The 23,177-nt window shown below is 64.1% G+C and carries 21 protein-coding genes, 2 pseudogenes and 1 riboswitch; of the genes and pseudogenes, 8 read left to right on the forward strand and 15 right to left on the reverse strand.

Annotated features, from left to right (window positions below; genetic code table 11):
- Positions 1-4 precede the first annotated feature (4 nt).
- On the reverse strand, positions 5-709 hold the full coding sequence (locus NLY44_RS11125; protein WP_023670762.1) for a nitroreductase: 705 nt from the start codon (positions 707-709) through the stop codon (positions 5-7).
- Between the two features lie 261 nt (positions 710-970).
- On the opposite strand from NLY44_RS11125, the gene NLY44_RS11130 reads away from it, so the two are divergent.
- The 5 genes and pseudogenes from NLY44_RS11130 (at position 971) to NLY44_RS11150 (ending at position 8,602) form a co-directional block, all read left to right on the forward strand.
- Positions 971-1,534: a helix-turn-helix domain-containing protein gene (locus NLY44_RS11130; protein WP_081732301.1), complete on the forward strand. Its 564-nt coding sequence runs from the start codon at positions 971-973 to the stop codon at positions 1,532-1,534.
- 94 nt (positions 1,535-1,628) lie between these two features.
- Positions 1,629-4,081 (forward strand): annotated as a pseudogene (locus NLY44_RS11135) (GcvT family protein).
- Positions 4,078-4,977, forward strand: a complete 900-nt coding sequence (locus NLY44_RS11140; RefSeq protein ID WP_023700350.1) for a homocysteine S-methyltransferase family protein — start codon at positions 4,078-4,080, stop codon at positions 4,975-4,977. The pseudogene NLY44_RS11135 and the gene NLY44_RS11140 overlap by 4 nt, the downstream one beginning before the upstream one ends.
- Positions 4,977-6,158 carry a pyridoxal phosphate-dependent aminotransferase gene (locus tag NLY44_RS11145; protein ID WP_023700351.1) on the forward strand — a complete coding sequence of 394 codons (1,182 nt, stop codon included), beginning with the start codon at positions 4,977-4,979 and terminating at the stop codon, positions 6,156-6,158. Before NLY44_RS11140 ends, NLY44_RS11145 begins: the two co-directional genes overlap by 1 nt.
- Entirely contained in the window at positions 6,155-8,602 is a 2,448-nt protein-coding gene (locus NLY44_RS11150; RefSeq protein ID WP_023700352.1) for a GcvT family protein, read from the forward strand. Before NLY44_RS11145 ends, NLY44_RS11150 begins: the two co-directional genes overlap by 4 nt.
- A 166-nt stretch (positions 8,603-8,768) precedes the next feature.
- Here the strand turns inward: NLY44_RS11150 and NLY44_RS11155 are convergent, their stop codons facing one another.
- The 7 genes from NLY44_RS11155 to NLY44_RS11185 all read right to left on the reverse strand — a co-directional run bounded on the left by NLY44_RS11155 (position 8,769) and on the right by NLY44_RS11185 (position 15,790).
- Positions 8,769-9,350, reverse strand: a complete 582-nt coding sequence (locus tag NLY44_RS11155) for an NAD(P)H-dependent oxidoreductase (RefSeq protein WP_023700353.1) — start codon at positions 9,348-9,350, stop codon at positions 8,769-8,771.
- The gene (locus NLY44_RS11160) at positions 9,350-9,931 is read right to left on the reverse strand and encodes an NAD(P)H-dependent oxidoreductase (protein WP_023700354.1); all 582 of its coding nucleotides are present in this window, start codon (positions 9,929-9,931) and stop codon (positions 9,350-9,352) included. The genes NLY44_RS11155 and NLY44_RS11160 overlap by 1 nt, the downstream gene beginning before the upstream one ends.
- Positions 9,932-10,217: 286 nt before the next feature.
- Positions 10,218-11,621, reverse strand: a complete 1,404-nt coding sequence (locus NLY44_RS11165) for an FAD-binding oxidoreductase (RefSeq protein ID WP_031201851.1) — start codon at positions 11,619-11,621, stop codon at positions 10,218-10,220.
- Complete coding sequence (locus tag NLY44_RS11170) at positions 11,621-12,922, reverse strand: cytosine deaminase (protein WP_023700356.1); 1,302 nt, start codon at positions 12,920-12,922, stop codon at positions 11,621-11,623. The genes NLY44_RS11165 and NLY44_RS11170 overlap by 1 nt, the downstream gene beginning before the upstream one ends.
- Positions 12,923-13,120: 198 nt before the next feature.
- Positions 13,121-13,972, reverse strand: a complete 852-nt coding sequence (locus NLY44_RS11175) for an ABC transporter permease (protein ID WP_023670772.1) — start codon at positions 13,970-13,972, stop codon at positions 13,121-13,123.
- On the reverse strand, positions 13,959-14,783 hold the full coding sequence (locus NLY44_RS11180) for an ABC transporter ATP-binding protein (RefSeq protein WP_023670773.1): 825 nt from the start codon (positions 14,781-14,783) through the stop codon (positions 13,959-13,961). Before NLY44_RS11180 ends, NLY44_RS11175 begins: the two co-directional genes overlap by 14 nt.
- Positions 14,784-14,785: 2 nt before the next feature.
- Positions 14,786-15,790, reverse strand: coding sequence for an ABC transporter substrate-binding protein (locus tag NLY44_RS11185; RefSeq protein WP_023733789.1), 1,005 nt, complete (start codon positions 15,788-15,790; stop codon positions 14,786-14,788).
- Between the two features lie 255 nt (positions 15,791-16,045).
- Between NLY44_RS11185 and NLY44_RS11190 the strand changes: the two genes are divergently transcribed.
- On the forward strand, positions 16,046-16,429 hold the full coding sequence (locus NLY44_RS11190) for a RidA family protein (protein ID WP_023670775.1): 384 nt from the start codon (positions 16,046-16,048) through the stop codon (positions 16,427-16,429).
- Positions 16,430-16,482: 53 nt separating this feature from the next.
- On the forward strand, positions 16,483-17,286 hold the full coding sequence (locus tag NLY44_RS11195; RefSeq protein ID WP_023805479.1) for a creatininase family protein: 804 nt from the start codon (positions 16,483-16,485) through the stop codon (positions 17,284-17,286).
- A gap of 9 nt (positions 17,287-17,295) precedes the next feature.
- On the opposite strand, the gene NLY44_RS11200 is transcribed toward NLY44_RS11195, so the two are convergent.
- Positions 17,296-17,805: a tyrosine phosphatase family protein gene (locus tag NLY44_RS11200; RefSeq protein ID WP_023690280.1), complete on the reverse strand. Its 510-nt coding sequence runs from the start codon at positions 17,803-17,805 to the stop codon at positions 17,296-17,298.
- Positions 17,802-18,856 (reverse strand): annotated as a pseudogene (cobD, locus tag NLY44_RS11205) (threonine-phosphate decarboxylase CobD). The gene NLY44_RS11200 and the pseudogene cobD overlap by 4 nt, the downstream one beginning before the upstream one ends.
- On the opposite strand from cobD, the gene cbiB reads away from it, so the two are divergent.
- Positions 18,855-19,832 carry an adenosylcobinamide-phosphate synthase CbiB gene (gene cbiB / locus NLY44_RS11210; RefSeq protein ID WP_023805481.1) on the forward strand — a complete coding sequence of 326 codons (978 nt, stop codon included), beginning with the start codon at positions 18,855-18,857 and terminating at the stop codon, positions 19,830-19,832. The pseudogene cobD and the gene cbiB sit on opposite strands and share 2 nt — an antisense overlap.
- A gap of 146 nt (positions 19,833-19,978) precedes the next feature.
- On the opposite strand, the gene cobO is transcribed toward cbiB, so the two are convergent.
- The 5 genes from cobO to NLY44_RS11235 all read right to left on the reverse strand — a co-directional run bounded on the left by cobO (position 19,979) and on the right by NLY44_RS11235 (position 23,089).
- Positions 19,979-20,593, reverse strand: a complete 615-nt coding sequence (cobO, locus tag NLY44_RS11215; protein ID WP_023805482.1) for a cob(I)yrinic acid a,c-diamide adenosyltransferase — start codon at positions 20,591-20,593, stop codon at positions 19,979-19,981.
- Between the two features lies 1 nt (position 20,594).
- On the reverse strand, positions 20,595-21,107 hold the full coding sequence (cobU, locus tag NLY44_RS11220) for a bifunctional adenosylcobinamide kinase/adenosylcobinamide-phosphate guanylyltransferase (protein WP_023710812.1): 513 nt from the start codon (positions 21,105-21,107) through the stop codon (positions 20,595-20,597).
- Positions 21,100-21,903 carry a CbtA family protein gene (locus NLY44_RS11225; protein WP_023670783.1) on the reverse strand — a complete coding sequence of 268 codons (804 nt, stop codon included), beginning with the start codon at positions 21,901-21,903 and terminating at the stop codon, positions 21,100-21,102. The genes cobU and NLY44_RS11225 overlap by 8 nt, the downstream gene beginning before the upstream one ends.
- Positions 21,904-21,918: 15 nt before the next feature.
- Positions 21,919-22,098 carry a CbtB domain-containing protein gene (locus NLY44_RS11230; protein ID WP_023670784.1) on the reverse strand — a complete coding sequence of 60 codons (180 nt, stop codon included), beginning with the start codon at positions 22,096-22,098 and terminating at the stop codon, positions 21,919-21,921.
- Between the two features lie 36 nt (positions 22,099-22,134).
- A riboswitch (cobalamin riboswitch) is annotated at positions 22,135-22,329 on the reverse strand.
- 67 nt (positions 22,330-22,396) lie between these two features.
- Entirely contained in the window at positions 22,397-23,089 is a 693-nt protein-coding gene (locus tag NLY44_RS11235; protein ID WP_031199063.1) for a gamma-glutamylcyclotransferase, read from the reverse strand.
- Positions 23,090-23,177: the final 88 nt, after the last annotated feature.

The following is a 23,177-nucleotide window of genomic DNA, read 5'->3' on the forward strand; positions in this document are numbered from 1 at the left end:
AGTCCTAGCCGCTGAATGTCACCCACTCTTCCAGCGGCACGCGGTCGGTGCGGAAGTCGTTTTCGGGTTTCGACGTATCCTCGAGGCCGAGCGCCATGCCGCAGACGACGATCTCCTCATCGGGGATGTTGAGCACCGGCCGGATCTGCCGGTGATAGGGCGCGAAGGCGGCCTGCGGGCAGGTGTGCAGGCCCCTGCCTCGCGCGGCCACCATGATGTTCTGCAGGAACATTCCGTAGTCGATCCACGAGCCCTGGTTCAGCCGCCGGTCTATGGTGAAGATCATGCCGACCGGCGCGTCGAAGAAGACGAAGTTGCGGTCGTGCTGGGCGCGCATCTTGTCGACCTCGCGGCGGCCGATGCCGAGTGCCCCATAGAGCCCGAAACCGTTGGCGCGGCGGCGGGTGAGATACGGCTCGAAGAACTGGGTGGGGTAATAGCGATACTCGTCCCAATCGGCCTTTTCGGCCCGGATACCGGAATTCAGGATGGCATCGGTGATCTGCTGCTTGACCTCGCCCTTGACAACATAGACCCGCCAGGGCTGCATATTGGTGCCCGAAGGCGCGCGCGCGGCGACGCCAAGAATGGCTCGGATCGTCTCGTCATCGACCATGTCGGGCAGGAAGGCGCGCACTGAACGGCGCGAGATGATCGCCTCGTCGACAACAGCCGCGTTATGCGCTGCCAGGCCGTTTTTTTCCAGCATGGGCCGTCCCTTTGCGCACACTTCGAAAGCCGAACCGGCTATCGGAGAAGACCTTGCGCAGATTTCAATCCTTGGTCGCCGACCCGCATTCCCACACCCGCCGCTCGTGCCAGAGCCTTTGCATGAACCGCCAAAATCGCGCAAGCAAATCTTGTGTGTCCATGAAAATTCGCTTGATTTTTTCACGGACATGAGCTCTCATGAAATTCATTTCCAGTTTTTCATCAAGTGAGCGTTTTGCCCCCAGCTATCCCCAAAACATTGCAGGGACCTGACGAGCGCCTGCTGGCGAGCGACATCCGTGCGCTGCGCAAGGCGCGTGGGCTGACGCTGGCTGAGATCGCGCTGAAGCTTGGCCGCTCTGTCGGCTGGGTCAGCCAGGTCGAGCGCGGCCTGTCGATTCCTTCGCTCGGCGACCTCAGGGCCTTCGCCGATTTATTCGGCGTGCCGCTCAGCCTGTTCTTCAGCCACGACGTGCCTATCGAGAAGGAGCGCGGCGTCATCGTGCGCGCCGGCAGCCGGCGCACGCTTGGCACAAGCGAATCCGGCCTAGTGGAGGAGCTTCTGTCGCCCGATCTCGGCGGTAGTTTCGAGATGGTGCGTTCGATCTTCGCGCCGGGCGCCGAGATGAAGAGCGAGCAGCTGCGGCCGACCGAGGAAGCCGGCTACATCGCCTCTGGCATTTTCGAGATCGAGATAGCCGGCGTCTGGCACCGGCTCGGCGAAGGCGATTCTTTCCGCTTCGAGCGCAAGCCGTACCGCTGGCGCAATCCCGGCAGCGAGCCGGCCGTGGTCATCTGGGTGGTTTCGCCGCCTGTTTATTGAATGCATGTCGCCCAAAGTGTGCAGCGGTTTGGGAAACGACATGCATCAAGCAAAAAGATAGAAGCGCAGCGCGCTTCAGGTTTGGGAGAAGAATATGGCCGGTTTGCCAACCACGGCACGCGTGGTGATCATCGGAGGCGGTGTCGTCGGCACCTCCTCGCTCTACCACCTTTGCAAGGCGGGCTGGACCGATTGCGTGCTGCTTGAAAAGAACGAGCTGACATCGGGCTCGACCTGGCATGCCGCCGGCAATGTGCCGACCTTCTCGTCGTCCTGGTCGCTGATGAACATGCAGCGCTATTCGACCGAGCTCTATCGCGACTTGGCTGATGCCGTCGACTATCCATGAACTACCACGTTACCGGCTCGCTGCGGCTCGCCCACACCAAGGAGCGCATGCAGGAGTTCCAGCGCGCCAAGGGCATGGGCCGCTACCAGGGCATGGACATCGACATTGTCGGCCCCGAGGAGATCAAGCGCCGCTATCCCTTCATCGAGACGCATGACCTCAAAGGTGCGCTCTACGATCCAAACGACGGCGACATCGACCCCGCGCAGCTGACGCAGGCACTGGCCAAGGGTGCGCGCGACATGGGCGCCAAGATCGTCCGCTTCTGTCCGGTGTCAGGTGTGCGTCGCGACAACGACGAATGGGTTGTCGAGACGCCGCAAGGCGAGATCCGTTGCGAGATCGTCGTCAATGCCGCCGGCTACCGTGCCGCCGAAGTCGGCAAAATGTTCGGCCGCGACGTCCCGATGATGGTGATGAGCCATCAGTACATCTTGTTCGAGGAGATACCCGAACTGGTGGCGTGGTCGAAGGAGCAGGGCAAGAAGCTGCCGCTGCTGCGCGACGTCGACACCTCCTACTATCTGCGCCAGGAAAAGAACGGCATGAATCTCGGCCCCTATGAGCGCAATTGCCGCGCGCATTGGGCAACCCACCACGACCCGATGCCGGAGGATTTTTCCTTCCAGCTCTTCCCCGACGATCTCGACCGTCTCGAGCACTACCTTGCCGATGCCGTCGCCCGCGTGCCGATCCTCGGCACTGGCGGCCTGTCCAAGGTGATCAACGGGCCGATCCCTTACGCGCCGGACGGCAATCCGCTGATCGGTCCAATGCCCGGCGTTCCGAACGCTTTCGAGGCCTGTGTCTTCACGTTCGGCATCGCCCAGGGCGGCGGTGCCGGCAAGGTGCTGGCCGAATGGGTGACGCAAGGCCAGACCGAATGGGACATGTGGTCCTGCGACCCGCGCCGCTTCACCTCATTTGCGGCCGCCCCCGACTATAGCGTCGCCAAGGGTATGGAGATCTACGGCAACGAATACGCCATCCAGTTTCCGCGCCATGCTTGGCCGGCCGGGCGCGACCGCAAGCTGTCGCCGATCCACGATCGCATCAAGGCGCTCGGCGCCCAGTTCGACGCCTATAATGGCTGGGAGCGTGCCACCTGGTATGCGCAACCCGGTGACGACACGTCGGAAGAAGCAACACTCACCTTCCGCCGCGACGGGCCGTGGCAGCACCGCGTGCGCGAAGAATGCCTGGCGGTGCGCGACGCCGCCGGCATTCTGGACCTGCCCGGCTTCTCGCGCTTCAACCTCGAAGGTCCTGGCGCAGCCGAATGGCTGGCGCTGCAGGTCACCGGTCTGGTGCCCAAGCCCGGCCGAATCGGCCTCGCCTATTTCGCCGACGACAAGGGCCGCATCGTCACCGAGATGTCGGTGGTGCGCCATGGCGAAGAGCAGATGACGCTGATCACCGCGGCGGTAGCGCAGTGGCACGATTTCGAATGGCTGAAGTCGCGCCTGCCGAAGGACGCAGCTTTCACCCTCACCGACAGGACCGAAGACTATTCGACGCAAATTCTCGCCGGTCCCAATTCGCGCAAGATCCTGGCCGAGGTCTGTGGCGCGGATCTCTCGCTGCCCTGGCTGACGCATCAGGAAACCACCATCGCCGGCCGCTGGGCGAAGCTGGTGCGGGTATCCTTCGCCGGCGAACTCGGCTGGGAAATCCACACCAAGGTGGGAGACACCGCCGCCATCTTCGACGCCATCTGGGCGGCGGGACAAAAACACGGTCTGAAACCGTTCGGCATGTATGCGCTGGATTCGCTGCGCCTCGAAAAGGGCTACCGGACCTGGAAGGGCGACCTGTCGACCGACTATACGGTCCTGCAGGGCGGGCTCGAGCGCTTCGTAAAATGGGACAAGCCCGACTTCCGCGGCAAGGCAGCCCTGCAGAACGAAAAGCAGCAAGGCGTAAAGAAGCGCTTCGTCACGCTGGTGGTCGAAAACCCCGGCGATTGCGACGCGCCGTCGGTGTCGACGCTCTGGCATGACGGCAAGATCGTCGGCGAGACGACGTCCGGCGGCTGGGGGCATCGCATCGACAAATCGATCGCGCTCGGCATGCTGCGCGCCGACCTGGCTGAACCCAATACCGCGATCGAGATTGAAATTTTTGGCGATCGTTTCAAGGCGGTCGTGCAGAAAGACGAGCCGCTGTGGGATCCGAAAAACGAAAGATTGAGAGCATGAAGAAAGTCATTCTCACCGATGGCGGCATGGGCCAGGAACTGGTCCGCCGCAGCAGCTCCGAGCCGACGCCGCTCTGGTCGGCCAGGGTGCTGATCGACGAGCCGGATCTGGTGCGTGACCTGCATGCCGAATTCATCCGGGCCGGCGCTCGCGTCATCACCATCAACACCTATTCGGCAACGCCGGAGCGGCTCGCGCGGGAAGGAGCAGAAGACCTCTTCAAGCCCTTGCAGAAGCGCGGCATCGAATTGGCAAGACAGGCACGCGACGAGGCAGGCGATGCAGCGATCGCCGGCTGCCTGTCACCGCTGTTCGGCAGCTATGCGCCGGCGCTGACCGTATCGTTCCAGGAGACGCTGGACATCTATCGCCGCATCGTCGCCGAGCAGACCGACGGCGTCGACCTGTTCCTGTGCGAGACCATGGCCTCAGCCGAGGAAGGCCGTGCGGCCGTTACCGCTGCGTCGGAAAGCGGCAAACCTGTCTGGGTGTCTTGGACGCTCGCCGATCACGGCGCGCCGCGGCTGCGCAGCGGCGAAACAATAGCGGCAGCGGCGGACGCCCTCGACGGCCTGACGGTTGCAGCGCGCCTGGTGAATTGCTGCCGGCCAGAAGCGATCGCCGCGGCACTGCCCGAATTGATTGCTCTCGGCGGCCCGGTCGGCGCCTATGCCAATGGCTTCACCTCTGTCGAAGCGCTCAAGCATGGCGGAACGGTCGAAGTGCTGCACGCACGCCACGACCTTGATCCGGATGCCTATGCCGACCAGGCGCTCGGCTGGGTCGCCGCTGGCGCCACCATCGTCGGCGGCTGCTGCGAAGTCGGCCCTGCCCACATCGCCGCGTTGCGCGACCAGCTGGAACAGGCCGGCTACGAAATCTCGGGAGTATCCTGATGCCCAGACCGTCATCGCGCATTTCCGGCATCGTGCCTTCGGGCAAGGATGGCTGGGAGGTCCACACCGAGGCCTGGGCCCGCAAGGAGGCCGGCCAGGACATCATCATGCTGTCGGTCGGCGACCATGATTTCGATACGCCGAGCCAGACGATCGAAGCCTGCGTGACGGCGGTTCGCGGCAGCAACCATCACTACACCCCGCTTTCCGGCGTTCCGCGCCTGCGCAGGGCGATGGCGGCGGCCTCGACCGCTTGCACCGGGGTCGAGACGGCACCTGACCAAGTTATCGCCACGCCGGGCGGCCAGGCTGCCCTTTACGCGGCCGTGCAGGCCGTTCTCGACCAAGGCGACCACGCTATCGTGGTGGCGCCCTACTACGCGACTTATCCCAACACCTTCAGCGCCGCCGGCGCCAGCTTCACCGTCGTCGAGACGCCGGCCGAAGACGGTTTCCAGCCGCACGCCGAGATGATCCGCGCGGCGCTCAAGCCCAACACGCGCGCCATTTTGATCAACACGCCGAACAACCCGACCGGCGCCGTCTATTCGCGCGAGCGTCTGGAAGAGCTGGCCGAGATCTGCCGCGAGCACGATCTCTGGCTGCTGTCGGACGAGGTCTACTGGACGCTCGGCGGCGGCGAGCACATCTCGCCGCGCGGCCTGCCCGGCATGGCAGAGCGCACGCTGGTCATCAATTCGATGTCCAAGAGCCATGGCATGACCGGCTGGCGCATGGGCTGGCTGACCGGCCCAGCGCAGATGATCACGCTGTTGACCAATCTCAATCTGGTGACGACCTACGGCCTGCCGGCCTTCATCTCGATCGCCTGCGCCGAGGCGCTGGAGAACCGCTATGGCGTGAAAGAGATCGCCGAACGCTATGCGGCACGCCGCACCGTCCTGCTCGACGCCGTGCGCGGCATGAACAATGTCAGCGTGCACGGCTCGGAGGGCGGCATGTATGTCATGCTCGACATCTCCGCCGTCGAGCCCGACGACGAGAAATTCGCCTGGGCCTTTCTCGACCAGGAGAGTGTCGGCGTCATGCCGGGTTCCAGCTTCGGCAAGGCCGCTGCCGGCCACATCCGCATCAGCCTCTGCCAACCGGAACCGGTGCTTCAGGAAGCCGCAAAACGCCTGCGCCGCTTCGCATCCGGCTATCGCCGCGAGGCCGCATGACCAGAAGCATTCCCACCAAGGCCCGCGCGGTTATTATCGGCGGCGGTGTCTCCGGCTGTTCGGTCGCCTACCACCTGGCCAAGCTCGGCTGGACCGACATCGTGCTGCTCGAACGCAAGCAGCTGACCTCGGGTACGACCTGGCACGCCGCCGGCCTGATCGGCCAGCTGCGCGGCTCGCAGAACATGACGCGGCTGGCCAAATATTCGGCCGACCTCTACGTCAAGCTGGAAGCCGAAACGGAAGTCGGCACCGGCATGCGCCAGGTCGGCTCGATCACCGTGGCGCTGACCGAGGAGCGCAAGCACGAGATTTACCGGCAGGCCTCGCTCGCCCGCGCCTTCGATGTCGATGTGCGCGAGATTTCGCCTGGTGAAGTCAAGGAGATGTACCCGCATCTCAACGTGTCCGATGTGGTCGGCGCCGTGCATCTGCCGCTCGACGGCCAGTGCGATCCGGCCAACATCGCCATGGCGCTGGCCAAGGGCGCCCGCCAGCGCGGCGCCACAGTCGTCGAGAATGTGAAGGTCACCAAGGTCCACACCAAGGCCGGTCGCGTCACCGGCGTGTCGTGGGCGCAAGGCGACGACCAGGGCACGATCGAGGCCGACATCGTCGTCAACTGCGCCGGCATGTGGGCGCGCGAACTCGGCGCCCAGAACGGCGTCACCATCCCGCTGCATGCCTGCGAGCATTTTTATCTCGTCACCGAGCCGATCCCCGGCCTTGGCCGGCTGCCGGTGCTGCGCGTGCCGGATGAGTGCGCCTACTACAAGGAAGACGCCGGCAAGATGATGCTCGGCGCCTTCGAGCCGGTGGCCAAGCCCTGGGGCATGGACGGCATAAGCGAGGATTTCTGCTTCGACCAGTTGCCGGAGGACATGGAGCATTTCGAGCCGATCCTCGAGATGGGCGTCAACCGCATGCCGATGCTGGCAACCGCCGGCATTCACACCTTCTTCAACGGCCCCGAAAGCTTTACCCCCGACGACCGCTACTATCTCGGCGAAGCGCCGGAGCTGTCGGGCTACTGGATGGCGACCGGCTACAACTCGATCGGCATCGTGTCGTCCGGCGGCGCCGGCATGGTGCTGGCGCAGTGGATCAATGACGGCGAAGCGCCCTTCGACCTCTGGGAAGTCGACATCCGCCGCGCCCAGCCATTCCAGAAGAACCGCCGCTATCTCAAGGAGCGGGTCTCCGAGACGCTCGGCCTGCTCTATGCCGACCATTTCCCCTACCGGCAGATGGCAACGTCCAGGAATGTCAGGCGATCGCCCCTGCATGAACACCTGAGGGCGCGCGGCGCGGTCTTCGGCGAAGTCGCCGGCTGGGAGCGCGCCAACTGGTTCGCCCGCGAAGGGCAAGAGCGCGAATACCGCTATTCCTGGAAGCGGCAGAACTGGTTCGACAACCAGCGCGAGGAACACCTGGCGGTCCGCAACAAGGTCGGCCTGTTCGACATGACCTCGTTCGGCAAGATCCGTGTCGAGGGCCGCGATGCCTGCGCGTTCCTGCAAAGGCTCTGCGCCAACGACATGGACGTGGCGCCGGGCAAGATCGTCTACACTCAGATGCTCAACCAGCGCGGCGGCATCGAGAGCGATCTTACCGTGTCGCGGCTGTCGGACACGGCCTATTTCCTCGTCGTACCGGGCGCGACGTTGCAACGCGACCTCGCCTGGCTGCGCCGGCATGTCGGCGAGGAATTCGTTGTCATCACCGATGTGACGGCGGCAGAAAGCGTGCTCTGCCTGATGGGTCCGGATGCGCGAAAGCTGATCCAGAAAGTCAGCCCTAACGATTTCTCCAACGAGAACAATCCGTTCGGCACCTTCCAGGAGATCGAGATCGGCATGGGCCTCGCCCGCGCCCACCGCGTCACCTATGTCGGCGAACTCGGCTGGGAGCTTTATGTCTCTACCGACCAGGCGGCTCATGTCTTCGAGGCGATCGACGAGGCCGGCGGCGATATCGGCCTGAAACTTTGCGGCCTGCACACGCTGGATTCCTGTCGCCTCGAAAAGGCGTTTCGGCATTTCGGCCACGACATCACCGACGAGGACAATGTGCTGGAGGCCGGCCTCGGCTTTGCGGTCAAAACCGCCAAGGGCGAGTTCATCGGCCGCGATGCGGTGCTGAAGAGAAAAGAAGCCGGCCTGTCGCGCCGGCTGGTGCAGTTCCGTTTGAAAGACCCTGAACCCCTGCTCTTCCACAACGAGGCGATCCTGCGCGACGGCAAGATCGTCGGCCCGATCACATCGGGGAATTACGGCCACCATCTCGGCGGCGCGATCGGACTGGGCTATGTGCCCTGCCAGGGCGAGAGCGAGGCGGATGTGCTGGCCTCGTCCTACGAGATCGAGATCGCCGGCGAGCGTTTTGCGGCGGAAGCATCGCTGAAGCCGATGTACGATCCCAAGGCGGAACGGACGAGGATGTAGCACCTTTTTACCCTCCCCCTTGTGGGAGGGTCGACTCGCAGTCGGAGCGAAGCGGCGATTGCGAGACGGGGTGGGGGTGCGCCCTACGAGACCCCCACCCCGCTTCGCAAAAGCCGCCTTGCGGCATTTGCTGCGCGACCCTCCCCACAAGGGAGGGTGAAGAAGCTCAAAACCGCTCCAGCTTCGTCCGCACCTTCACCAGAAACGCCGCCCTCGTCCTTGGCGTCGAGGCGTCCATCAGGTAGTGCGCCAGGAAAAACGTCCGGCAGCGGCGGGCGCACAGCGCGCGCATACCGCGCAGCAAGGTCTTGCGGCCGGGCTGGCCGACGACGACGCTCCACCAGGTCGGCGCGCCGCAGGTGGTGATGACGCCGACCCTGGTGACATGTGTCATCAGCGACGTGATGCGCCCCTTGCCCAGCTTGAAGGCGACATCGGTCGCCCAGACCCGGTCGAGCCAGCCCTTCAGCATGGCCGGCAGCCCGTACCACCAGGTCGGATAGATGAACAGGATCGCCTCAGCCCAGGCGAGATGCTCGAAATGCGGTTTTAGGGCCGGATCCTCCGGCGCCCGCTCATTGTAGGCGCGTCGCTCTTCGCAGCCCATCACCGGATCGAATTTCTCCGCATAGAGGTCGAGCAGCCGCACCTCCCAGCCGCGTGCCTTCAGCACATCGACTGCGGCATCTCTGATGGCTGCGCAAAAGCTTTCGGGCACCGGATGGCAATAGACCACCAGCACGCGCATCAGAATTCATCCATCCCGGCCGCGACCTTGGCCATGAAGGCTGCCCGCGTCTCGTCGGTCGACAGGTTCATCGAATAATGAGCGAGGTAGGACACCGAGGCGCCGGGCCTGATCGTCGCGCGCAGCATCCGCTTGACCAATCTGCGTGGCGGATCGCCCATCAGCATGGCGCGGAAGCGGCTGCCGCCATAGGTGGTGACGGCGGTCAGCTTGCGGATGTTGTGGAGCGAAGGCTGCGCCTTGCCGTCGACCAGCTTGAACGACACGCCGGGCAGAAACACGCGGTCGAAAAAGCCTTTCAGTATGGCCGGGAAGCCGTAGTTCCAGACGGGATATGACAGCACCAGCGCCTCGGCCTTGAGCAGCCGCTCGACATAGGGCGCGGCCGGGTCCGCAGGGCTGCGTTGGTTATGATAATCCAGCCTCTCCCCGCGCGTCAGCCTGGGGTCGAAATCCTCGGCATAGAGATCGCAATCGTCGACCTCATGGCCGGCGGCCGTCAGCCGCTCGACGATCGTGCGGTGCAGACCTGCATTGAAGCTGGTCTCCACCGGGTGTGCGTAGAGGACGAGGACTTTCATGGGGAAATACTTGCGAGGTGGGCGCGAGGCACCCCCCTCTGCCCTGCCGGGCATCTCCCCCTCAAGGGGGGAGATCGGACTGCCGCATCGCTTTCACTAATTGTCAGCGTGTCAGATTGGCCGCGGCGTTCAGGCTGCCAATCTCCCCCCTTGCGGGGGGTGAGAAGTGGTCGGCGAAGCCGATGGGAAGCCAATTGCTTGGCTTTCCAAACGACGAACGCCCGAAGCGGCAGCGTAGGGCCTGTGCCGGCAGGACAGAGGGGGGTGCTCAAGCTCAAACCTCTGCTCATTCTGCTTTCTGCAACCCCTTGAACAAAAAAGTCCGGCCCGAGCGATAGTCGTAATCCGGATTTTCCCAGGCGATCATCTTGCCGGGATTGAGCAGGCCTTGCGGATCGGTCTCGCGCTTGAAGGCGAGCTGGATTTCATCCGTCTGCTTCATGCCGCCCTCTTCCAGTGTGTAGCGGTGCGGGTTGAAGATCGGGCAGCCGTTCTCCTCATGCAGCCGGATGATTTCGTTGAGCCGCGCCTCGGTGGTGAATTTCACCAGCGGCAGGCCGAAGCAGGTGATGTTGCCGTCGAGGCGCACGAATTCGAGATGCGAAAAGACCTCGTTCGGAAACATCGCGTCCATCTTCTCCACCAGCGCCAGCTGGTTGGGAAACGGATAGAGCGATTGCAGATAGGTGATCGCGGGATCGACCCGCAGTGCCCTGAGCGTGGTGTGGTTCCACGCCAGTTCGAAGCCCGGCGGCAGGCCCTTTTTCTCTTCGTCCGTGGCCGTCGCCGCATTGAAGATGACTTCGCCGCCGGCGCGGCGGGTGAAGGCGAGGAACGCGTCTACCCCATGCCGGGCAACCATGACGACGCAGATGCTTTGCCCACCCCGGAAGTACTTCTGGTGGCGCTTGAAATAGAGCTGCGGCACGGGCGCGGCGACCGGCGTGATCAGCTTGGTCAGGATGCCGTCCTGGCGTGCCAGCGCGTTGCCGTAGCGGGCTGCCGGCATGAAAGCGTCGAAGCCGACGATCACGTCGATCCATTCATAGGCTGCAGTCAGCGGCATCTCGACCTCGGTGATGATGCCGTTGGTGCCATAGGCGTGGGTGACCTTGTGCAGGTCCTCGCCGGCGAGTTCGAGCGCCTTCGGCTCCGCCTCCATAGTGACGACGCGCAGGCGCAGCACATTGCCGAAATCACGCAGACCGCCGAAATTGATCGAGCCAACGCCGCCCGAGCCGCCGGCGATGAAGCCGCCGATCGAGGCGGTGTTGTAGGTCGACGGCGACAGCCGCAGTTCCTGCCCGGAATGCGCGCGCGTCGCTCTGTCGATGTCGGCGAGGATCGCGCCCGGCCCGGTGACGACGCGGCCCGGCGCTATGGCCTTGATCTCGTTCATCTCGGCGAGGTTCAAAACCACGCCGCCCGACAGCGGCATCGCCTGGCCGTAATTGCCGGTGCCGCTGCCGCGCGGCGTCACCGGAACGCCATGACGGTGGCAAGCGGCAAGCACGCGGATCAGTTCGGCCTCGTTCCTGGGCGTCACGATCAGGTCGCCGGTGACGTGGTCGAGCTGCTGCTTCAGCACCGGGCTGTACCAGTAGAAGTCGCGGCTCTTCTGCTGGACGATGGCCGGATTGTCGTCGAGCTTTATCCCGTCGAGATCGCGTTTGAGCGCCGAAACATCCATCATTCCACCATCAGTTCGTCGAGCTCGGCATAGTCGGGCAATTGCCTGTCGATCGCTCGGCCGTTGCGCACGACGATGCGATCCGATTCGGGCCGCGACAGCAATTCCGTCCAGCTCCGCCCTTTGAAGACGATGAAATCGGCGCTGCCACCGGCTGTCAGTGTCCCGACACCGTCGAGCCGCATCACCTTGGCCGGCGTCGCCGCCACCGTCTGCGGCCAGTCGCCGACCGGATGGTCGAAATGCAGGATGCGCGTCGCCATGCGGTAGACCTCCAGCATGTCGAGATCGCCATAGGCATAGAACGGATCGCGGGTGTTGTCGGAGGCGACCGCGACCGGGATGCCCCTCGCCTTCATCTCATGCAGCAAGGTCACGCCGCGCCAGCGTGGCGTGGTCTGGTCGGCGCGCCGGTCCTGCAGATAGAGATTGCACATCGGCAGCGACACCACGGCAAGCTTGGCCTTGGCGACCTTGTCCAGCGTGTCGAGCACGTCGAGGTCCGGCTGGCGCGCCAGCGAGCAGCAATGTCCCACCAGGATGTTGCCCTCAAAACCGTTCCAGAGTGCGGCCTCGGCAATCTTCTTCAGCGATATCGCCGCGATGTCGTCGGTCTCGTCGGCGTGGAAATCGAGATCGAGCCCGTGCCTGTTCGCCTCGGCGAACACCTTGTCGAGAAGCTCTTCGAGATCCGGCACCATATAGGTGACGACGCCGAGCACGCCCTTGGCCGCAGCCACACGCTTGGCCAGCCTCTCGAACCACTTTCTGTCGCGCACGCCTTCGATGCCGAGCAGGCAGGCTGCCTGCAATTCGATGCGGCCGCGCCATTTCTCCCGCATCGCCTCGAACACCGGCCAGGAGATTTCCTCCTGTGGCGGCACGCTGTCGAGATGAGTGCGCAAGGCCTTGGTGCCGTGCGCGTAGGCCGAGCGCAAAGAGAAATCCATGCGCCGCGCCACGTCCTCGGCGCTCCAGCGCGCTGCACGGTCGGCGCCGGTGGCATTGAGCGCGCCCATGAAACTGCCGTCGGGATTGGGTTTGCGCGGCCAGATCTGGCCCTTGTCGATATGGGTGTGGCAGTCGACGAAGCACGGCAGGATGATGCGGCCGGCAAGGTCGATGGCGGTGGCTGGCGCTTTTGATTTCTTGTGCGCGGCGATGCTGGAGAGCTTACCGTCGGCGACGGCGATGTCGGCCAGCGCGAAACCGTCGGTGTCGTAAGTGGGGGCAAGACCTGATGTCAGCGACCGGTGAAGGCGGACGTTGGTGAGATGGTACGAGCCAGAGGTCGGTATCAAGGACCGCCCCCCTCTGCCCTGCCGGGCATCTCCCCCTCAAGGGGGGAGATTGGCAGCTTTTCCGACAGCACCCGTCTTCCAACGTCGATAATTGGCGAAATCCCGGATGACGTCCAATCTCCCCCCTTGAGGGGGAGATGGCCGGCAGGCCAGAGGGGGGTGTTTCGCGCCAGCATCTCAATCACGTCACCCAACCCCCTACCGCTCCTGCTTCAGCGCGCTCTCGTGCCAGCGGCGCAGGATGAGATGCGACACCAGCGACAGCACCAGGAAGATCAATATGCCGGTGAGCGAGATCAGGATCAGCGCCGCGAACAGCCTTGGCGCGTTGAGGCGGTAGCCGGCCTCGATGATGCGCGACGCCAGCCCCGACGACTGCCCCTGCGCGCCGGCGACGAACTCGGCCACCACGGCGCCGATCAGCGACAGGCCGCCGGCTATCTTCAAGCCTCCTAGAAAATACGGCATGGCCGCCGGCAGTCTGAGATAGCGCAATTGCTGCCAGCGCGTCGCGCCGTTGAGCTTGAACATGTCGCGCAGATTGCGGTCGACCGAATTGAGGCCGAGCGTGGTGTTGGACAGGATCGGGAAGAACGCAACGATCCAGGCGCAAAGCAAAAGCTTCACCGTCTGGTTGTCCACATAGATGTTGATGAGCGGGAAGACCGCCACGATCGGCGTTACCTGCAGCACGATGGCGAAGGGAAAGAACGACATCTCCACCCATTTCGATTGCGCAAACAGCACCGCCAGTCCGACGCCGCCGACGACCGCGAGCAGCAGGCTGAGAAAGGTTATGCGCAACGTGACCAGCAGCGCGGAGAACAGGAGCCCGGCATCGCTATAGAGCGTCCACAGCACCACGCCGGGGCGCGGCAGAATATATTGCGGGATCGCGTTCCACACGCAAATGCGGTCCCACAGCCAGATCGCCAGGATCATGATCGCCAGCGGCAAGACCCACCGGCCGATCCGCTCCAGCCGCTCCTGGCGTACGCGGCCCGCCTCTTCCGCGTCGAGCGTTGCGGCATTCTGGTCAATGGCCGTCATGGTGCGGTCCGGCTGATGTGTTGATGGCGTTGACCAGGATGTCCGAGGCCTGGCGGCAGAGCGCGGCATAGTCGGGCGAGGTGCGAAACACCTCGTCGCGTGGATAGGCGGCATCGATTGCCAACTCGGCATGGACGCGGCCCGGCCGCGCCGCCATGACGACGACGCGGTTGGACAGGAACACGCTTTCGAAGACGCTGTGGGTGACGAAGACGACGGTGAAGCGCTCTTCCTGCCACAGCTCCAGAAGGTCGTTGTTGAGCTTGAAGCGGGTGATCTCGTCGAGGGCGGCGAACGGCTCGTCCATCAACAGAATGCGCGGCTTCGTCACCATCGCGCGTGCGATCGAGACGCGCATCTTCATGCCGCCGGAAAGTTCGCGCGGCACGGCGTTTTCGAAACCGGTCAGGTGCACCCGCTCCAGCATCTCCATCACCACCGGCGCCGCCTTGGCACGCGACACGCCTTTCAGCCTGAGCGGCAGCCAGACATTGTCGAAGACATCGGCCCAAGGCAGCAGCGTCGGTTCCTGGAAGACGAAGCCGATATTGGCGCGGTCGATCGAACCGCCCCAGTCGAGTTGACCGGATGTCGGCGTCGACAGGCCCGCGATCAGCCTCAACGCCGTCGACTTGCCGCAGCCGGACGGACCGAGCAGGCTGACAAAATCGCCCTCGCGGATGGCGAGATCGACGTCGCTCAATGCAGTCACGCCATTGGAAAACACCTTGCCGACATGGCGCAGCGTCAGCAGCATCGGGCCTTCACCCGATGCCGTCATGGGCGCCTGCGCCATCTTTTCCAGCTTCACGATTACTTCTTCAGCTCGATTCCGACACCTTTGTTGATGAAGGCCAGCGTATAGGCCTTCTCGATATCGATGCCCTCGGGCGTGACCTTGGCCTTGACCATCTTGTCATAAAAGCTCTTGATCCGGTCTTCGTTCATGGCGCCGATGCCGAGCTTTTCGGTGTCGCCGGAATCGGCCAGGCCGAACTTCTTCATCTGCTCGATCGAGAAGGCAATCTGCTCGTCGCTCATGTCGGGATTGTCTTTCTTGATCATCTCGTTGGCGGCCTTGTTGTCGCCGTAGAGGTAGTTGTACCAGCCCTTGGCCGAGCCATCGACGAAGCACTGGACCACCTCCGGCCGCTTGTCGATCGTGTCCTGCATCACCTCGATCGTCGTCGAATAGGTGTCCCAGCCATAGTCGGCGAGCAGGAACTGGTTGGGCACGAAGCCGCCTTCCTTCTTGACCGCAAAAGGTTCCGAGGTGACGTAACCCTGCTGGATCGACTTCTTGTTGGCCAGGAATGGAGCGGTGTTGTAGGTGTAGGGCACGCGCTTGGCGGCATCGAAACCGAGTTCGATGACCATCCACTGGAAGAAGGTCTGGACGCCCTCGTCGCCGAGAATGTACTGGTCGGCGTTCTTCAAATCCTCCCACTTGTCCAGCCCCTGCCCCGGGTGGGACATGATGACTTGAGGGTCCTTCTGGAAATCGGCGGCGACGACGCGCATCGGGATGCCCTGCTGGACGGCGTCGAAAGCCGACAGCAGATTGCCGCCCATGTAGAAATCGAGCTTGCCGGCCAGCAGCAGCGGCCGCCCGCTGACCTGCGGACCTCCCTGCGAAATCGTCACGTCGAGGCCACATGCAGCGTAGGTGCCGTCGGCGACGGCCTGGTAGTAGCCGCCATGCTCGGGCTCGGCCAGCCAGTTGGTGCCGAAGGTGACCTTCTCGTTTGCTGCCGCGCCGAACGTGCCGGCTCCAAGCAGCGCGACCGCAAGCGCTGAAATCTTCTGTTTTCCGTACATCGACACCACCCTTTGTTGGCTCCGGAGCGTCACGCGCCGGGCTCGACACCATTGATCCAAGAAGCAAGACACATGCCACCGCCCGGGCCGCCTGCTTGCGCGGCAGTCACTGCCAACACCGGACGGGTCATGCTGTGCGGGAGGCATCGTGCCTATTTTTTGGACGCCTGTCCACAATCGCCCTTGTGCCATGCACCACATCTTGAACGTACTATCGGTCACGTCTTAGGCTGCTCTCGCAGACAGGAGATTGCCATGTTCAGATACCTCGCGCCGAAGTCGATCAAGCCGCCTTTCGCCCGCTACAGCCACGGCGTCGAGGTGCCGCCAGGCAAGCGGCTGGTTCTGTGCTCCGGTCAGGTCGCCATCACGGCGGACGACCAGATCCCCGAGGATGCCGGCGCGCAGGCCGAGCTCTGCTTTCAAAACATAGCGGCGATTCTGGCTGAAGCCGGGCTGGGGCTAGGCGACATCGTGCGCATAAACGCCTACGTCACCGACCGCGCCTTTCTGCGGCCCTATATGGACGTCCGCGACCGCTTGTTTGCCAGCCCCGCGCCCGCCTCGACGCTGATGATCGTGTCAGGCTTTGCGCGGCCGGAGTTCAAGGTCGAGGTCGAGGCGATTGCGGCTGGGTGATCGACAGGCGACGTTTGGCGCGCTAGGTCTCCCTCACAGTCAAGAGGCATGACATGACCGTTGCAAACAGACGCGTGTGGTGGGGCGACTACCGGACCACCGAATACGCCGCGATCGATCCGGAGGCGACGATTGCCGTGCTGCCGGTGGCGGCGATCGAGCAGCACGGCCCGCATCTGCCTGTATCAACCGACACCTCGATCATGAACGGCATGCTGGAGACGGTCATCGCCCGCCTGCCCGGCGATCTCGACATCCGCATCCTGCCGGTCCAAACGGTCGGCAAGTCGAACGAGCATCTGCAGGCGCCGGGCACGCTCACCCTGCCGGCGGCCACCCTGGTCGATACCTGGACCGAGCTTGGCCTGTCCGTTGCCCGCGCAGGCGTAAGGAAACTGATCGTCGTCAACTCGCATGGCGGCAATGAAGAGATCATGGGCATCGTCACGCGCGAGCTGCGCGTGCGTGAGAGGATGCTGGCGGTGAAGACCAGCTGGCAGCGCTTCGGCCGCCCCGCCGGCATGTACACCGAGCTTGAGGACCGCCATGGCATCCATGGCGGCGACGTCGAGACCTCGTTGATGCTGCATTTTCGCCCGGAGTTAGTCGACATGGCCAAGGCCGACAATTTCGCCTCCAAGGTCGCCCGCGCCGAAACCGAATTTGCGCTGCTGCGCCACACCGGAACGCACGCTTTCGCCTGGATCGCTGGGGATCTCAACCCCAACGGCGTGGTCGGCGATGCCAGCATTGCCACGGCCGAGAAAGGCCGACTGACGGCGGAGCATCAGGCCGACGGCTTCATCACCCTGTTGAAGGATGTGCGCAAGGCGAAGCTTGCCGACTGGCTGGCATAGCGGGCCGCCTTAGCCGTCGATCTTCAACACGAAAGGCGTACCCTCAAAAGCATCGGCGCCCCGCCCGATCGCTTCGATCGCTTCGATCATGCGGCCTTGTCGTGAGAGCAGAGCATCCGCGACGGCGATCAACCGTGGATTGGGTGTCGCCGAGGGCGAAAGCTTCCGCAATGTCTGCGCAAGTTCGACTTCGTCGCGCTTCGGGGCGAGCGCCGCCGCAATGATATAGGCCGAGGCGGTCGAGCGGCTGATGCCGGCATAGCAATGGACGACCATGGGTTTGGCGCGGTCCCATTTCCGGGCGAAATCGAGCAGATTGCGCACATGGCCTTCGCCGGGCATGGTCATGCCGTCCTGCGCCACCGCGATGTCGTGCATGACCAGATGCAGGTGGTTTTCCCTCGCGATTGAGGCCGGCCGCGTCACCTCGGTGCCGGCAGCGAGCAGCGACAGCACGCGCTCGGCGCCGCTTTTGGCCACCGTCTCCTCAAGCTTTGCCAGCGAACAGATATGGATCATGGCGCGATCTCCTTCGACCCATCGTCGCGCCGTGCGTGCCAGTCGGCAAGCGCCGATTCGAGCCGCTGCCATTCCTCCTGACTTCCAGGCAGCCCCGCGCGGAGCACCTGGGACGCTCGGAAAAATGCCTGAGCAATATGCCGCGCTCACCGAGCGTCGAAAACAGCCCCGGTGCATCGGCAAGCCGGAGATAGCGAAACAGCGTCGTGCCGCCGGCGACAGCAACGCCAAAGCGCGAAAGCAGCGCATCGAGCCGCGCCGCATCCTGCGCCAGCCGCCGCCGCATGTCGGCCTGCCAGCCGCTGTCGGCAAGCGCGCGGATGCCGTATTCGAGCGCTGGGCCGGCGACCGCCCAAGGGCCGAATTGCGTTTCAAGCCTTTCGACCGTCACCGCATCGGAAAGTGCGAAGCCGAGCCGCAGGCCGGCGAGACCGAAGAACTTGCCAAACGAGCGCAGCACGACGATGCCGCCCCGCCCGACATCGCCGGCCAGGCTTTCCGCGTGCGGGCCGACATCCATGAAGGCTTCGTCGACGACCAGCAGACCGCCTATGGCGCGCAATGTCTCGGCAAGCCGAAGCAGCCTCTCCCGCGACACGACGCGCCCGTCGGGATTGTTGGGATTGACGACGATGGCAATTTCGGCTCCCGCAAGCGCCTCGAAATCGTCGACCTCCGCCACCGCATGGCCGGCAATCGCGGCGGCCCTGGCATGCTCGGCATAGGTCGGCCCGAGCACCAGCGCCTTGCCGGGGCTGACCAGCGAGGCGACGCGCGGCAGCAGGATCTGCGTGCCCGGGGCGACCGCCACATTCTCGGCCGAAGGCGCGCCATAGGCGCCGGCCGCGACCCTGGCCAGCTCACGCAGGCGCGCGGCCTCCGGCAATCGTGACAGGGCGGTGGCGGGCAGCTCGAAAAGCGGGTAGGAGTGCGGATTGATACCTGTCGAGAGATCGACGAAAGGTTGTGGCGCGTGAGGGAAGAGCGCCTTCGCCCGGCCAAGGGATCCACCGTGATCCACCACAGTAATCGCTCCATCAGAAAGCTTCATGTCGATCCTGATCGCTTTCCTGTCGCTGGCCATCGAACGCATCCTGGGTTACCCGGACTGGCTGTTCCGTGCCGTCGGCCATCCCGTCACCTGGTTCGGCAGGCTGATAGCCTTTCTCGACCACAGGCTCAACCGCGACACTGATTCCGACGCGCTGCGTCGCCGCCGCGGCGTGCAGGCGCTGCTGGTGATCGTGCTGGTGCCGGCGGCAATCGCCTTCATCGTGCAAATCCTGCTCTGGCAGCTCTTTCCTGCCGGCATGATCATCACGGCAATCCTGGCCTCGTCGCTGCTGTCGCAAAAGAGCCTTACCGAACATGTCGAGGCGGTGGCCGATTCGCTGGATACCGGCGGGCTGGCGCTCGGCCGCATTGCGGTTGCGCGCATCGTCGGTCGCGATCCAGAGAAGCTCGACCATGCCGGCGTCAGCCGCGCCGCCATCGAAAGCCTGGCCGAGAATTTCTCCGACGGCATCGTTGCGCCCGCCTTCTGGACAGGTGTCTGCGGTCTGGCCGGCGGCGTGGCCTACAAGGCCGCCAACACCGCCGATTCGATGATCGGCCACCGCACCCCGCACCACGAGGCCTTCGGCCGCGCGGCAGCACTCTTCGACGACTGGATCAACCTGCCGGCGTCCCGGCTGACCGCGTTGCTGATCGTTGCCGCCGCCTTTCTCGTTGACGGCGCCGATCCCCGCAACGCCTGGCAAGCAGTGCGGCGCGACGCCAAAAAGCACCGCTCGCCCAATGCCGGCTGGCCGGAAGCGGCAATGGCCGGCGCACTCGGCCTGGCGCTCGCCGGCCCGCGCAGCTATGGCGGCGTCATCATCGAGGACGCCTATATGGGCGAAGGCGGTAGGCGCGCGGCGGAAAGCCAGGACATCAGGCAGGCGCTGAAATTGTACCAGGTGGCGGACTATCTGCTGATTGGGCTGTTCGGGTTGCTGTCGGCGGTGCTTATCGCGGTGACGTTCTGAGAGCTTACCGTCGCCCTTCCTTTACCCTCCCCCTTGTGGGGAGGGTCGGCGCGAAGCGCCGGGGTGGGGGACTGCGCCCTACGAGAACCCTCACCCCGCTCCGCTTCGCGGATCGACCCTCCCCACAAGGGGAGGGTACGAAACCCTCAAAACTCGATCCCCTGCTGCGCTTTCACGCCGGCCGAAAAATGATGCTTGGTCACGCCCATCTCCGTCACCAGATCCGCCGCCTCGACCAGCGCCGGCTTGGCGTTGCGGCCGGTGACGACGACATGCAGACCTTCGCGCCGCGCTTTCAGCGCCGCCACCACTCTGTCGAGATCGAGATAGTCGTAGCGCAGCGCAATGTTGAGCTCATCGAGGACGACAAGGCTGACAGAGGGGTCGGCGATCAGTTCCAGCGCCTTGGCCCAGGCGGCTTCGGCCGCCTTAATGTCGCGCTTCAGATCCTGCGTCTCCCAGGTGAAACCCTCGCCCATCGTGTGCCAGACGACGCGGTCGCCAAACGCCGCGAAGGCATCCTTCTCGCCGGTGTGCCATTTGCCCTTGATGAACTGGACGATTCCGACGCGCTTGCCATAGCCGAGCATGCGCAGCGCCAGCCCGAAGGCAGCCGTGGTCTTGCCCTTGCCGGGTCCGGTGTTGACGATCAGCAGCCCCTTCTCGACCGTCTTTTCCGCGACCTCGGCGTCCTGCACCGCCTTGCGCTTGGCCATCTTGGCGCGATGGCGCTCTTCGTCTTTTGTGTCGATATCGGTCATCTCATTTCACCTTGAGCGGCAGCCCCGCCACCATCAGAAGCACCATATCAGCTACGACCGCGATCTGCTGGTTGAGCCGGCCGGCGGCATCGCGGAACCGGCGTGCCAGCGCATTGTCGGGCACGATGCCTTGTCCGACTTCGTTGGAGACCACGAACCACGGTCCGCGCGGCCGCGAAAGCACATCGGCCAGCCGCCGGCACTCCCCCTCCAGATCATGATCGGCCAGCATATGATTGGTCAGCCACAGCGTCAGGCAGTCGACAAGCACCGGCTGGTTGTCCGGCAATGCCTCGAGCGCACCGGCAAGATCAAGCGGGGCGTCGATGGTCGCCCACCCCTCGCCACGGCGCGAGCGGTGCTGCGCGATGCGCTCGCGCATTTCGCCGTCATAGGCTAGCGCGGTGGCGATATAAGCCCATGGCGGCAGCAACGCCGTCGCCAAAGTTTCGGCATGCGCGCTCTTGCCGGAGCGCGCACCGCCGATGATGAAGGTCAAACTGCGATCAGGCAAAGCTGTCGCGCAGGCTGGTCGCGGTGCCGGCGAAGCGCGCGCGCACTACACCGACAACTGCGCCGAGCACCAGCCAGAACACCAGATTGGTCAGCGTCACCGCCACCACGAACTGATGATGCAGGCCCTCCGGGATCGGCGTTACGAAACTGTCAGGCTGCGGCGCGCCGACAATATGCGGGGCGACGATCAGGACGACGGCGAGCACGGTCAGGGGCGCCGACGTGCGGAAGGTGATAAGGGCAAGACCGATCGCCGTTGTCATCACCGTTGCCCACCACCAGATCTGGCGCTGCATGAGATCGGCCGCCGGCATTGCCGGCAGTTCCGGCGGCAGGCCGAGGCCCGGCGCCAGCGTGAACACGGCAAAGCCGGCCAAGCCCCAGAACACGCCCTGGCGCCAGCTGCCGATGCCGCCGGCGAACTCGGAAACCGCCACCAGGACCAGCGCGAAGCCGATGCCGGTGACGATATTGGCGACGACACTGAAGGCGAAACGCTCGAAGCCGTCGGCCGGCGCCCAGCCTTCGTCCTCCGCCGGCGCGGCTGCTTCAGCCGGTGCTGCGCTGCTCACCGCATTTTCCGCCGGCGCGGCGGTGCTCATGGCATCGGTGTCCGCAGCGTTGGCGGCGGGCGCCGCGGCATGCTGATGCTCATGGCCGCCACCAGCCTTTTCGTAGACCTCCGCCTTGAGGATCAGCGGCACGGTGGCGTAGGCCTGCATGCAGGCGAGAGCGACACCCGCCACGAGCCCTGCGATCGCCGCGATGAACACGACGTTGCGAAACAGGTTCATGATGTCAGATCCTCGTCAGTGGCAGGGAAACGCCATCGAATGGCGATAGTCGTGCGCCGCATTGTGGACCGCATCGATATGCGAGAAACCGACAACGCCGACGACGAAAATGCCCAGAAACGCGCTAAGCACGAGCTGCATGAAGCGCGACTGCGAGGAGACGGATGCGCCGAGGGAGACGGAAGCGGTATTCATATCTTGTCCTTTCGCCCTCCACCCGAGGGCATCGAAGTCAGTTCCCTGTCGCCGGCAGGTCTCCTGGCTCGCGGATCAGCGCCCTTCCCCACCTTCCCGAGGAAAAATCCTCAGTGGCTTGGAGAGGACTACCGCACACAGTTGCGGGGGCAGCCACGGCATTGGGCAACAAGTCAGCCCTCACCGCATTCCCTCTTGGTCCCTAACGGAACCGACGACATGCATGACTATAGGCTGAAACGGCCGCATCCGGCAAACCAAATTCCGCCGGCCAACAGCGCGAATGCGCCATGCGGCGTTACGGGTTCAACGCGGTGATCCGCTCGGCAACCAGCCGCTGCAGCCGCCACAGATGGCGATCGTGAATGCCGCGCTCTTCAAGGTTTTTCACCGTGTTGTAGAGATAGTCGGCGCCCGATCCCCAGTGCCCGCAGGACGTGGCCAGCCTTTCGACGATCTTGCCTTCGTCGAGCGGGCCGGAATAGGTCAGGCCGTTGCGGTTGATCACGAAGGCCAATGCCCTGAGCGGTCCGGCCTCGCTTGCAAGCTTCAGCATGCGCGGCCGGTAGCTTGTCGGCTTCAGCGTGACTTCGCGCCGGAAAAGCCGGCCCAACTGCTCGCGCCGGTTATTGTCGGTCAGCCGAAAGGCGACGCCCTTGCATTGTCCGCCACGGTCCAGCGCCATCATCAGGCCGGGGCTGACCTTGGTGCCGCGCCAGCGCGTCATGTTCATGCAAAAGGACCGATGCCAGCCGCGCGCCAGCGCAACGCGGTCCTCGACATAATCTATTTCCGGTTTCCAGATCAGCGATCCATAGCCGAACAGCCATAGCGGTTCGCTATCCGGGAGTTCGACCTGCAATTCATCCAGAAGCGCGTCATAGTCGGCTTCATCGAGATGCATCGCGTCCGGATCAGGCCCGGGGTCCCTGATCTCGCGCCAGCAGCGCGCGACCAGCTCCGGCGTAAGCGACATCTGTCGTGCGGCCACGTCCGAATCCCCCCAATTCCGAATGTCCCATGTCCACGACATGATTATGCGCCGCGCCTGCAACCGGCAATGCGGCACTCTGATTGAC

The sequence above is a fragment of the Mesorhizobium sp. C089B genome (assembly GCF_030323125.1).
GTDB lineage: Bacteria > Pseudomonadota > Alphaproteobacteria > Rhizobiales > Rhizobiaceae > Mesorhizobium.

Bases quoted from the DNA above. Each gene is read 5' to 3' on its own strand.
- cbiB (WP_023805481.1), top strand. From the start codon at position 18,855: ATGTCGATCCTGATCGCTTTCCTGTCGCTGGCCATCGAACGCATCCTG.
- NLY44_RS11160 (WP_023700354.1), bottom strand. From the start codon at position 9,931: ATGAAAGTCCTCGTCCTCTACGCACACCCGGTGGAGACCAGCTTCAAT.
- NLY44_RS11150 (WP_023700352.1), top strand. From the start codon at position 6,155: ATGACCAGAAGCATTCCCACCAAGGCCCGCGCGGTTATTATCGGCGGC.
- NLY44_RS11145 (WP_023700351.1), top strand. From the start codon at position 4,977: ATGCCCAGACCGTCATCGCGCATTTCCGGCATCGTGCCTTCGGGCAAG.
- NLY44_RS11225 (WP_023670783.1), bottom strand. From the start codon at position 21,903: ATGAACCTGTTTCGCAACGTCGTGTTCATCGCGGCGATCGCAGGGCTC.
- NLY44_RS11140 (WP_023700350.1), top strand. From the start codon at position 4,078: ATGAAGAAAGTCATTCTCACCGATGGCGGCATGGGCCAGGAACTGGTC.
- NLY44_RS11190 (WP_023670775.1), top strand. From the start codon at position 16,046: ATGTTCAGATACCTCGCGCCGAAGTCGATCAAGCCGCCTTTCGCCCGC.
- NLY44_RS11195 (WP_023805479.1), top strand. From the start codon at position 16,483: ATGACCGTTGCAAACAGACGCGTGTGGTGGGGCGACTACCGGACCACC.
- NLY44_RS11155 (WP_023700353.1), bottom strand. From the start codon at position 9,350: ATGCGCGTGCTGGTGGTCTATTGCCATCCGGTGCCCGAAAGCTTTTGC.
- NLY44_RS11185 (WP_023733789.1), bottom strand. From the start codon at position 15,790: ATGTACGGAAAACAGAAGATTTCAGCGCTTGCGGTCGCGCTGCTTGGA.
- NLY44_RS11200 (WP_023690280.1), bottom strand. From the start codon at position 17,805: ATGATCCATATCTGTTCGCTGGCAAAGCTTGAGGAGACGGTGGCCAAA.
- NLY44_RS11230 (WP_023670784.1), bottom strand. From the start codon at position 22,098: ATGAATACCGCTTCCGTCTCCCTCGGCGCATCCGTCTCCTCGCAGTCG.
- cobO (WP_023805482.1), bottom strand. From the start codon at position 20,593: ATGACCGATATCGACACAAAAGACGAAGAGCGCCATCGCGCCAAGATG.
- NLY44_RS11175 (WP_023670772.1), bottom strand. From the start codon at position 13,972: ATGACGGCCATTGACCAGAATGCCGCAACGCTCGACGCGGAAGAGGCG.
- NLY44_RS11125 (WP_023670762.1), bottom strand. From the start codon at position 709: ATGCTGGAAAAAAACGGCCTGGCAGCGCATAACGCGGCTGTTGTCGAC.
- NLY44_RS11165 (WP_031201851.1), bottom strand. From the start codon at position 11,621: ATGGATGTTTCGGCGCTCAAACGCGATCTCGACGGGATAAAGCTCGAC.